We start from the raw sequence: 11,341 nt of genomic DNA on the forward strand, positions 1-11,341 counted from the left end.
TGACACAAAGACTAAAAGTACGACGTTAATCGCACTGCCTTCATAACTCACATCGCGAGATCCTCGAACCGAGAGCGTCCATAGCTAGACATTATAATAATTATAGGCACCTTTCCCGAAAAAAAACAACCGTTCCTAATTATTATTTTTTGATAATAATTAGGAACGGTTTTTGCTCATTATAATTTTAAATTTTTCAAAGCATCGGCAAGTGCTGTGTTAATCGGTTCATCCTTTTGCTGCGTTTTCAAGTATTGATTCACATCACGTTTGTTTGCTGCATTTCCGCTTTTTTGCTTACGCTTTTCAAACGCCGACAGTTTTTCTCGATAGCCGCACTTACAGAAGAATAGCTTTCCTTCCCCTTCGCCGCGCATTTCCATCTTTTTATGACAATTCGGGCAGCGAGCATTCGTCAAACGGGCCAATTGCTTCCGATAACCGCATTCGCGATCCTGGCGTACAAGTAGTTTGCCGACAACCTCACAAACATCTCCTTTGCATAGTCTGACAATTCATCATCAAATACATTTCTTCTGTCTTTCACGACTAATACAAGGTGAAAATAAAATAAGAATACTGAGTGATTATTACTTGAAGAGGCTTGTTTACAGGCTCTTTCCATTAATTAAGTGCCATGAGCTACATTTTTAGAATTCCATAAACAATTCAGGTATAGAAACAACAATCACTCCTAAAAAATTAAGTGAAATTCATAAAGAAAATAAACGTTTAAAACAAGAAGCTGAAATTCTCAAACGAGCGATGTCTATTATGTCTGCTAAATAGCAAGCATCTTCACATTTACCAACTTAAAACTATGGTATATTAGACGGTACATAGTCAGTAAAGGAGTTCGAAGAAATGGCAAAAAGTGTAGTAATCGCCGAGAAACCCTCAGTTGCACGCGATATTGCAAATGTATTGAAGTGTACGAAAAAAGGAAATGGATTTTTAGAGGGTGATAAATACATCGTTACGTGGGCATTAGGACATTTAGTTACGCTGGCAGATCCAGAGGCTTACGATAATAAATACAAAACATGGAATTTAGAAGATCTTCCAATGCTTCCAGAACGCATGAAATTAGTTGTAATGAAGCAAACTGGAAAACAATTTAATTCCGTTAAAAGTCAGCTCGTTCGAAGTGATGTTAACGAAATAATTGTGGCTACTGATGCAGGGAGAGAGGGAGAATTAGTCGCACGCTGGATTATTGAAAAAGCAAAAATAAATAAACCGATTAAGCGTTTATGGATTTCATCTGTAACTGATAAAGCAATAAAAGACGGCTTCGCAAACCTGAAACCTGGAAAAGCCTACGACAATTTATATTCATCGGCCGTGGCACGATCTGAAGCAGACTGGTATATCGGATTAAATGCAACACGTGCTCTAACAACACGTTTTAACGCGCAGTTAAACTGTGGACGTGTGCAGACACCAACAGTTGCGATTATTGCCCAACGTGAAGAAGAAATTAAGCATTTCAAAGCACAGACTTATTATGGCATTGAAGCACAGACATCAGAGAATTTAAAGCTGACATGGCAAGACGCAAAAGGCAATAGCCGTAGTTTCGAAAAAGAAAAAATCGATACCATTGTAAAAAAGCTTGGAAATCTTGATGCAGTAGTTACAGAAATTGATAAAAAGAAGAAAAAATCATTTGCACCTAGCCTTTATGATTTAACAGAGCTACAACGTGATGCGAATAAGATTTTTGGCTACTCAGCAAAAGAAACGTTAAATATTATGCAAAAACTGTATGAGCAGCACAAAGTATTAACATACCCTCGCACAGATTCACGCTATATCTCTTCAGACATCGTAGGAACGCTTTCAGAGCGTCTTAAAGCTTGCGGAGCTGGAGAATATCGTTCTTTGACTAACAAGATCTTAAGCAAGCCTATAAAAGCTTCTAAATCATTTGTTGATGATAGTAAAGTATCTGATCACCACGCTATTATTCCAACAGAAGATTACGTAAATTTCTCAGCTTTTACGGATAAAGAACGCAAAATTTATGATTTAGTTGTTAAACGGTTTTTAGCTGTACTACTCCCACCATTTGAATACGAGCAATTAACGCTTCGTGCAAAAATCGGAAATGAGAATTTTGTTGCTAGAGGGAAAACCATTTTATCGAATGGTTGGAAAGAAGCATACGAAAATCGATTTGAGGATGACGACACAGAAAATGACTTGAAAGAACAAATTTTACCTAGCATCGAACAAGGCGATAAATTAGATGTAAAATTAATTGTGCAAACCTCAGGTCAAACAAAGCCTCCTGCACGTTTTAATGAGGCGACATTACTTTCGGCAATGGAAAACCCTACGAAGTACATGGACACGCAAAATAAACAGCTTGCAGCAACATTAAAATCAACCGGTGGATTGGGTACTGTGGCAACGCGTGCTGACATTATTGAAAAGTTATTCAACTCGTTCTTAATTGAAAAACGTGGTAAAGATATTCACATTACGTCAAAAGGGCGTCAGCTACTTGATCTAGTTCCAGAAGAATTAAAATCCCCTATGTTAACAGCTGAATGGGAGCAAAAGCTTGAAGCTATTGCAAATGGCAAACTGAAAAAAGAAGTATTTATTTCTGAAATGAAAAATTATACAAAAAAAATCGTTGCTGACATTAAAGCAAGTGATAAAAAATACAAACATGACAATATTTCAACAAAATCTTGTCCGGACTGTGGAAAACCAATGCTTGAAGTAAACGGAAAAAAAGGAAAAATGCTTGTCTGCCAAGATCGTGAATGTGGTCACCGCAAAAATGTCGCACGCATCACAAACGCTCGCTGCCCTCAATGCAAAAAGAAAATGGAACTTCGCGGTGAAGGTGCAGGTCAAATTTTCGCATGTAAATGTGGATATCGCGAGAAATTATCTGCCTTTGAAGCAAGACGTAAGAAAGAATCTGGCGGAAAAGTGGATAAACGTTCTGTACAGAAATATTTAAAACAACAAGAGAAACAAGAAGAGCCTTTAAACAATGCACTAGCAGAAGCATTAAAAGGATTGAAATTTGATTAATTAAAATTAACCCCTTCGAATTAATAACATTCAAGGGGTTAATTGCTTTTAGTTATGAAAGGCGAAAAGGGAATTAATTACAATTCCCCTTTTCAATCAACTTTTAGTTATTAATGGCAGCTAGTGCCTTTGATTGCTGCTGGACGTGGAAGATCCAACGCTGGATTTCCATCATAGAAACCATGCGGTTTCAACATGAATCCGATATAGTGAGTTGGCATTACTGGCCAATCCTCAGAACGCACAATATGATGAACGGCCATATTATACCAAACAACAATATCTTCGTTTTCGATATTACGGTTCTCTTTTACCCAATGTTCTAGAGTATCTCCGCCTTTATTTTGGTTCGGATATTTTCCAGAAGCATACATTTGATCACGATCAAATTTCGTAACGTGTAAATGATTTTTAATAAATCCTGCACGTTTCATGATACTTGATTCTTCATGCAAGAATGGAGACGCATTTTCACCAGGTACAAGTTCAAAACCTACTGGCTCACCTACAAAGTTTTTCTTATTAGGGTTAATGATTTTCCATACTCTTGCTGTTTCAAGATTCACTCTTCGTTGAGCTTCTAGTTCTGTTTTGAATGTTGTCGTTTCAGCATGGAATGAATTTAAATAGCGATTGGTTTGGAAATTTGGCGGCGACGCTACTGTGTTCAATTCTTGAACAGAGTTCTGTTGTCCATCGACATTTACATCAATACGGTAATTAAAGATATGTTGGTGAATCGGCGCACTGATTTGTGGTGCAACCAGTGATCCATACTTTGGTGTTTCACCTTCCTCAAGCACACCAATATTCAAGATTCCTGTTAATTTTGCTTCATGTTCAATTTTACCGTCTGTATAGAAGTACCAGAAGAATCCGTAGTCATAGTTTGCTACTGTCGTAAAGAATGAAATTACTAAACGACGTGAACGGCGTACTTCTACATCTTCTGTTCTCCAATCTGTATGTTTCCATGCAATTCCGTAATCTTCTTCATGGAGACAGATCGCATTAGGAATTCTATGGATATCACCATTACCCGTGGCCATAACCGCATCGAAATAGTCGATATGACCGACACAGTCACAACCGCGTTCCAATGAGTTGGCTAATTGACCAATTCCGTATTCACCAGCATCAAACGCACATTGCCAGTCATGCGCTGGACTATTATCCCCGTAAGGTACAACCATTTCTGATAAAGCTGCACGGTATAGGATTGGGCGTTTTACTCCTTTGTCTTCATAATCTACCGTATGAAGAACGAGTCCTTCTCGAGCTGTGTAACCAATTCGGATATCCCATTTTTGCCATTTAATGTTATGTCCATTAATTTCATAGCTTGGGCCTTCTGGTTGTGTAATTTCTAACGGTTTTAAATCTGTCCGTACTTGGATTTTATCAGTTCGTTCAGGTTTATATTCTGCATCCATAGGCGCAATCGGTTTTACTCCAGAGTCTTCGATTCTGACAACTTTCATCGTACTTAAGTCGACGACTGGCAATAAACCTGTAAGAGGATAAGCATATGCATTATCGCCTTCATTTTTTCTTACAAAGCAAAGTGCACGAGCAAGTCTTTTTCCTTCATCTTCTTCAACACCAAAGTATCCAACAGACCAAGGATCAACCATAACCAGACTTGGATCCGTAATGCCGCGTTTTTCAAGCGCTTTATGGAATTCAGGATTTTTTTTCACCGTTTCTTCAAGTTCAGCATATTCTTCAAAAAGGAATGAAGGTTGAACGCCTGGAACATGTGTCCATGAAACAACTTTTTCATCTGTAAGAGAGATAACCCCTTCATATGTTTGGCTATCTGATGTATCCAAAACGATCATGAAAGCTTCACGTACAACTGCGTCGCCTTCTTTGAAATTTAACACAACTGATTTTTCAGGCTCGTACAAACCAACTTGCTCAAATCGAGCTGCATCCGTTAGTCCTTTTTCTTTTCTTGCAATTGCAACCGCTTTTATAATTTCACCGGTTGTAAGAGGCTCCAATGGATGGCCAACTTGCTTCAATGGTTCTTGATTGCTCATGTAATATCCTCCCTTTTATTTACAAAACAATACTGACTTTTCAAGTGACTTTAAGGTTCGATTCAGTGGCACTACCGAGTAGTAGGAAACTCTCGTCAGTAACAGTTTAACTAATTATGAGAAACTTATACAAAAAATCCAAAAAAGTCCACGACTTTTGCTATTTTCGAACCTAGCCATTCTTTCCAAAATCAAGTGGAGTTCATCCATCAACTATTTGGATTTGCTGCTTAAGACCAGATTCTACTAAGAAACTTTTCGCCTTTTTATATTTCTCCAATTATTCGCATCAGAACCTTAAATAGTATCACAGCTCCAATTAGCCAAATAAGAACATAAAAATCATCATCAAAGACAATTCTATCTATTCTTCCCCCTCTTTCCAAAAGCGGCAGGAAAAGCAGCGTGAGACGGTGTTCATTCGCTTCTAAAAAGGTTTCAAGAGTTTGGCATGATAAAATCCGGGCATTATCTAGGATCATGACGATATGCCGGTCTTTATGCCTCCCTACAATATAACGGAGAAATGCCAAAAACGTCTGCGCATTGCACTGTTCTTTCTCCATACACAAGAATTCGCCATTTTGAACGTTCACACAGCCAAACAAGCTGACAGACGCATGGTGGCCGTAAGTCGGAATCTGTTTTTGTTTTCCTTTGGGACTCCACGTGGAGCGCAAAGCCTGATAATCGCGGATATGGCTTTCATCTTCATATAAAAAGACTAACTTGTCTGACGCGTTTTTTTATCATGGCCAGCTCTTTTTGAAAAGCTTCCTGTTTCTTGCCGTTCGCGCGTTTTAACATATACGTCGGACGTGTGTAGCTGAATCCCCAGCGTTTCAGCATCTTGCCAATTCCCATACGAGTCATCGCAATAGAGGATTTTCGTCCAAGACATGTTTCAAAATACGTGTATCCCAGCTGGATTCACAGCCGTGGCCTTCTTCAGCCGGTGTGCTGTGCTCGATCATCCGTTTTACTTCAGCTTCTTGATCCGGCGACAATAGAGGAGGTTTTCCCGGTGAGGATCCGCGGTGAAGCAGCGCCTTCACCCCCCTGATTGAATTTCTTGACTTAGGTGGAAATCGTATCCTGGTGGACATGCAGCAGCTTGGAGATTTCCATCGCATAATAGCCCTCCATAATAAGCAGGATCATAGTCACCCGCTTGACCATAGAAGCCTTTTTTATCTTTTTTTCATAGGCTTTCAGCTGTTCCAGTGTCCAGCCGTGGTCATTAGTAATCGTCAATCCTTTTCACATTTTCCTCGCTCCTTTGTTCGTTCTTTTAGGAGCAGTATGGACAAAGAAGTAGGCTGCCTAAACACGCCGAAGGATTAAGTTTGATTTATATAATATGTTAGATATCAATTTTGCTTCTATCTAAAAACCTATTCCCTTTTTTGCTGCATCCGAGGACTCGGGCGATGTCACGGGCAACAGATGGCTTTTCTGCAAGTACAACTGTTCTACTCATTCGAACATTCCTTTCTGCTTGCTGCTTTCGTTTATTATACCATCGCCAATTTGTTATTCTGAAATAATATTATGAAAAAGGACAAGTGTTATAACATAGATTAAAACGGGAAGTGAAGTACAAAGAAAAGGATTTATTGAGATTATTTGTAGTATGATTTACACAACAGGAACAGGGGGTTTCTTATGATTGCACAAAAGCGGGGGGATATTCCGTATTTACTCAGTCTTATTTTTTTCATTACAGCTATCGTTTATTTTTTCGCATCGAACTGGCCAGAATTTGACCGTCCGATGAAAATTGGCTTAAGTCTTGCGGTATTGCTGTTTTGTGCCGGTGCAGCACTCGTTTACAGACGAAGCAAAACATTTCCTTACCTTGGCAACTGGTGGTTGTTTTTATCAGTCATTGCGTTTGCTGTGGCCGTCGCGCTCGTCGGACAAATGTACAATTCACATGCAGATTCGTATGTACTTTTCATCGTTACACTCATACCGACCATCATTTTAGCGTTGCTTACACGCTATCGTCCGCTTTACTGGCTGTCTTTCTTATTATTTGAATTGACACTATGGATGAAATTGTACCCAACCGGAACGTTTGTGACGTATACAACAGGCGAGCAGCTCCTTTTGTATACCGGATTGATCGCTCTGCATATTGGAATTTATTTTTTCTGGTTGAAAATGCACGAACAAAAGTTGTCTTTTTTATCACTCATTGTGTCGCAATACTGTGCACTTTATTTACTCATTCCACATTCCATTTATGACTTATTTACAGATGATGTGGAATACACCTTTATATTTATGCTGCTTCACGTACTATACATTGCGTTTATCATTTTTTTCTGGAAATCCTTTATGAAAGTACGTAAGCATCACCCGTTTGAACTTGCGGTCCATCTGTTATTTTTCGGCCTCTATGTCGTCTGGAACGTCTTTTATATATGGTTCAGCATTATGGGAGAATACATTTTTTACGCAGGGTTCCCAATGTTATTTATCCTGTTCGCCTTCAGCATTTTCGTTTTAAGAAAACTAAAAACATCTTCTGAAACGAGCGATCGGAAATGGATTCGCTATACCATATCGCTATTAACCGGCGTTCTCGCATTTATCGGAACAATTATTGCTGTTTCGTCACTTAGTTCCTTTATTGCACTCATCTTTGGTTTCAGCGGAGACATGTCAAACAGCTTTCTCTTTCTTTCTGTTCTTTGTATCGGTTCAGGGCTTGCCGTTCGAAAAGATTCTTGGCTTGTTGTTCGGATGACATTGCAAATTACTGGACTTGTCTTCGCTTTCTTGTTTGTTAGATTTACATCGGGGACAACGTGGCCGGCATTTTTAATCGTAGTACCGTTTATCGTACTAACAATTCTTTTATTTAAGAAAAAAGAAGCCATTTTGTACTATCTCGCCGCTAACAGTGCCCTTTTATACGGGATATTCCAGTTGCTTATGGTAAATGGAGTAGACTTTTCAGTAAGCACGTGGGTTTTATTCGCCGCTGGTGTTTTGAATGCCTGTTTGTTTTTTATCTTAAAAGAGCAGCCGGTCGGACTTGCCGCTTTTTGGCTATCGATCACATTTATGCTTTACTCGTTAACAGAAGAAGGCTGGGACTCATTATTGCTTCATCTCGTCTTTCTGGCGTATATTTGCTGGCATTTATTCCGTCCAATTCTTGAAACGAGATTTTACCGGTGGGCAGCCTGGGCGGCATTTATCGGTTTCATCATCTGGAAATATTACGAATACGCATGGCTTCTTCTCCACAAATCACTTACATTCTTTCTTATTAGCATAATCTTTTTTGCCATCTGGTATATGTGGGGACGAAAGCATACCGTACCTGTTGAAGTGCAGAAATGGAGTATCGGCGCATTTGTGGCTGTTATCACTATTCAATCTGGTTTCTTATTATTCACTGCTTGGCAAAAAGAGCAGCTCCTTCAAAACGGGGAAATAGTCGCACTTGAACTTGCACCGATTGATCCACGTTCGATGCTTCAGGGAGATTATGTACAATTGAACTATGAAATCCAGACAAACTATCGTGAACATTACTATGAGGATACGTCTACTCTCCCAGATGGAAAAGTAAATGTTTTGCTGGAGAAATCAGCCGAAACGATTGATTATAACGGTAAAATCATTCCCGTCTATACAGCATCGAGCTTTGCACATGCCGGAACGGGAGAGGGATTGACGATGAAAGGAAAAGCCCGTGCTGGAACGTTGACACTCGGTATTGAGCATTTCTTTATCCCCGAAAACTCGGGTGCCGAATGGGAAGAAAAAACACATGCGATCGTCCGTGTTGCTGAAAATGGCGATGCGATTTTAGAAACGTTAGAATAATGGCTTTATACTCTTTTAAGAGTAAACAATGTACTCTCTCGAAAACCGTTGATTTAATATTCTAAAGTGCTCACAGATGATGGTTACGTCTGTGGGCTTTTTTCATTGCCAAAATTTTCACATATCCTGTATCTTTCTTCCCTGTTTATATGGTATAACTGTAAAATGATAACGTTTTCAATAGGGGGGATTCACATGAGAAAAACAGTCACATGGCAGCTTGGAACAATTATTATTGGCATTATTATTACGATGCTTCTTATTACATCTGTCGCTACATATAAAACGGCATACGATAAGTTATCTGAAGCAGCAGGTATTGAAGCGTATGGATGCGCCAATATTACAACCGGTTTAATCGCACCGGAAGACATAGAATCCATTTTATCTGGTGATCGAAAAGCGATGAATAAGGTTGGCTTACAGCTAAATTGGACGACAGAACATAAATCCATATTCGAAACACAGTATATTGTCGATTTTGATGGAAAACTGCTAGCACTCGATGATCATTTACGTAAAAAAGGCTTCGAACCGGGCGATTCTTTTTATATTGATCAGGAAGCGATCGATATGTTAGTTGAAATGGGCCACCCGACATACTCAGAAATTTACGAATATGATGGCATGGATCGCTTATCCGGCTATGCTCCGATCTATTTGAATAATGAAATTGTCGCGGTCAGCGTCATTGATTTTGATGCTTCGATTGTAGCCGATCGGACATGGGGTGTAGTGAAAGATGGTATTTTAATCAGTTTAATTCCAATGATTTTGGCGTCCCTTGTGACGATTATACTTATCCGTCGCAAAACAAAGCCGATTTCAGCGCTCATTACACAGGCAAAAGAAATTGCAGATGGCAATTTGTCAGTTGAAAACACACATAATAAAAGCAACGATGAAATTGGCGATCTTGCCCGCACATTAAACTTAATGGCCGCTAATTTGAAACATATGATTGGTACGCTGAAAACAACATCCGATCAATTAACACGCAACTCATTTGAAACAGCGGAATCTTTGAATGAAATGAAAGTATCTGTTCAGCAAGTATCTTCTAACATGGGTGAAGTCGCATCCTCTATTTCGGATGGCACGATGAACGCTGAACAATCTACCTATATTTTAGATGAGCTTGCAAGCTTAATTCAAACCGCGAAACAAAAAGCAGATACGAGTGTTGATAACTCGAAAAAGACGATAGCGACTGCAGAAGAAGGCCGCAGCCGTGTGGATGACATTAGCCGTGATATGAACAAAATTAGAACGTCTTCCATCGAAACCGGACAGACCATTCAACAATTGAACGAATCTACTGCGAAAATTAATCGTATCGCTGGCACAATTGCTGGTATTGCCGGACAAACAAATTTGCTTGCGCTGAACGCCTCTATCGAAGCGGCCCGCGCTGGTGATCATGGAAAAGGATTTGCCGTTGTCGCAGAAGAAGTACGCAAGCTTGCGGAACAATCGAACGAAGAAGTATTACAAGTTGAAAAATTAGTCAAAGATATTACGAGCAACATTCAGCACGTCGTCGTGTCTATGAACGAAAGCACTAACCTCGTTGAAGAAGGTAACAAAACGGTTCAATTTACATCTCAGTCGCTTACAGATATTCTGACAGCCGTCTCAAACACAGCTGAAGAAATTAGCGAAGTGTCCACTTTGACCAATGAAGAAGCAGCCAAATCGGACCGCATCGTTGAATTGATTACACACCTAGCCGAATCGATTCGTGAAATTGAAGTAACGACTGTTAATGTATCAGCTGCTGCCCAACAAACCTCTTCAGCTATTGAAGAAGTCGCCGATCGATCGACCGAAATGAGTAAAGTGGCTCGGGAACTGAATGAAATTGTCGGACAATTTAACGTTTAATACCGCTTTATAGGCGGTTTCTCATATTTAGTTGTTAGCATTATCCACATATAGGAACGCTATATTGCCGTCCCAATAAAAAAGAGCTGCGAAACATCGCGGCTCTCAGACTGTCGACAAAGCCGTTTTCAAATCTTTGATTTGAGGCGGCTTCGTCTTTTTTGTATGCTTGATCAGGCCTGCTCAAGCTGGCTTTAGAGACTTCCACGCCCAGCTTGCCAGTTTCTTAAGGTTCATGGCAGCGAAAGTAAGCATCGCTTGCATGGATAATTTCCCCAGTCCTCTGAGGGTTGTCCAGCGCATGCCATGCTTTTCTTTTGCGTCCGCAAAAACCCGTTCAATCGTTTCTTTGCGTTTTGCATAGATTTCTTTATGTTGCGGAGTGTGCCGCAGATGATCTGCTTCTTCAAGATAGCCTTCCCACACATGCCGGTGGATCAGTTTCATGCGGTTCTGGCTTTGCGTGCACATCGATAAAAGCGGACAGTCCCGGCATTGCTTCGGGCCGGAAG

The 11,341-nt window shown here is 39.9% G+C and carries 8 protein-coding genes and 2 pseudogenes; 3 read left to right on the plus strand and 7 right to left on the minus strand.

Annotated elements, in window-relative coordinates; translation table 11 throughout:
* Positions 1 to 179: 179 nt before the first annotated feature.
* Both AWH49_RS14335 and AWH49_RS19445 read right to left on the minus strand, forming a co-directional pair.
* Positions 180 to 476: pseudogene (locus tag AWH49_RS14335) on the minus strand (DNA topoisomerase III); the annotation flags it as partial.
* A pseudogene (locus AWH49_RS19445) lies at positions 467 to 625 on the minus strand (transposase); the annotation flags it as partial. The pseudogenes AWH49_RS14335 and AWH49_RS19445, both read right to left, overlap by 10 nt.
* A gap of 239 nt (positions 626 to 864) precedes the next feature.
* On the opposite strand from AWH49_RS19445, the gene AWH49_RS14340 reads away from it, so the two are divergent.
* Entirely contained in the window at positions 865 to 3,054 is a 2,190-nt protein-coding gene (locus tag AWH49_RS14340; protein WP_063966287.1) for a DNA topoisomerase III, read from the plus strand.
* Between the two features lie 110 nt (positions 3,055 to 3,164).
* Here the strand turns inward: AWH49_RS14340 and AWH49_RS14345 are convergent, their stop codons facing one another.
* The 4 genes from AWH49_RS14345 to AWH49_RS20820 all read right to left on the minus strand — a co-directional run bounded on the left by AWH49_RS14345 (position 3,165) and on the right by AWH49_RS20820 (position 6,232).
* Positions 3,165 to 5,099 carry a primary-amine oxidase gene (locus AWH49_RS14345; protein ID WP_063966288.1) on the minus strand — a complete coding sequence of 645 codons (1,935 nt, stop codon included), beginning with the start codon at positions 5,097 to 5,099 and terminating at the stop codon, positions 3,165 to 3,167.
* Positions 5,100 to 5,365: 266 nt separating this feature from the next.
* On the minus strand, positions 5,366 to 5,779 hold the full coding sequence (locus AWH49_RS19450) for a transposase (protein WP_157723742.1): 414 nt from the start codon (positions 5,777 to 5,779) through the stop codon (positions 5,366 to 5,368).
* 31 nt (positions 5,780 to 5,810) lie between these two features.
* Positions 5,811 to 5,948 carry a winged helix-turn-helix domain-containing protein gene (locus tag AWH49_RS20815; RefSeq protein WP_244886863.1) on the minus strand — a complete coding sequence of 46 codons (138 nt, stop codon included), beginning with the start codon at positions 5,946 to 5,948 and terminating at the stop codon, positions 5,811 to 5,813.
* A 20-nt stretch (positions 5,949 to 5,968) separates the two neighbouring features.
* Positions 5,969 to 6,232 carry a hypothetical protein gene (locus AWH49_RS20820; RefSeq protein WP_244886864.1) on the minus strand — a complete coding sequence of 88 codons (264 nt, stop codon included), beginning with the start codon at positions 6,230 to 6,232 and terminating at the stop codon, positions 5,969 to 5,971.
* Positions 6,233 to 6,764: 532 nt separating this feature from the next.
* Between AWH49_RS20820 and AWH49_RS14365 the strand changes: the two genes are divergently transcribed.
* Entirely contained in the window at positions 6,765 to 8,945 is a 2,181-nt protein-coding gene (locus tag AWH49_RS14365; protein WP_063966291.1) for a GDYXXLXY domain-containing protein, read from the plus strand.
* Between the two features lie 195 nt (positions 8,946 to 9,140).
* Positions 9,141 to 10,829 (plus strand): methyl-accepting chemotaxis protein, encoded by a 1,689-nt coding sequence (locus AWH49_RS14370; RefSeq protein ID WP_082862864.1) that lies wholly within the window; start codon positions 9,141 to 9,143, stop codon positions 10,827 to 10,829.
* 183 nt (positions 10,830 to 11,012) lie between these two features.
* Here the strand turns inward: AWH49_RS14370 and AWH49_RS14375 are convergent.
* Positions 11,013 to 11,341, minus strand: a 329-nt coding sequence (locus AWH49_RS14375; protein ID WP_211268378.1) for a transposase, incomplete at its 5' end; no start/stop codon positions are given.

The organism is Domibacillus aminovorans (genome assembly GCF_001643235.1).
Lineage (GTDB): Bacteria > Bacillota > Bacilli > Bacillales > Domibacillaceae > Domibacillus > Domibacillus aminovorans.

Coding starts and splice junctions, on each gene's coding strand:
- AWH49_RS14340 (WP_063966287.1), top strand. CDS start 865: ATGGCAAAAAGTGTAGTAATCGCCGAGAAACCCTCAGTTGCACGCGAT.
- AWH49_RS14345 (WP_063966288.1), bottom strand. CDS start 5,099: ATGAGCAATCAAGAACCATTGAAGCAAGTTGGCCATCCATTGGAGCCT.
- AWH49_RS20815 (WP_244886863.1), bottom strand. CDS start 5,948: ATGCTGAAACGCTGGGGATTCAGCTACACACGTCCGACGTATATGTTA.
- AWH49_RS20820 (WP_244886864.1), bottom strand. CDS start 6,232: ATGCGATGGAAATCTCCAAGCTGCTGCATGTCCACCAGGATACGATTT.
- AWH49_RS14365 (WP_063966291.1), top strand. CDS start 6,765: ATGATTGCACAAAAGCGGGGGGATATTCCGTATTTACTCAGTCTTATT.
- AWH49_RS14370 (WP_082862864.1), top strand. CDS start 9,141: ATGAGAAAAACAGTCACATGGCAGCTTGGAACAATTATTATTGGCATT.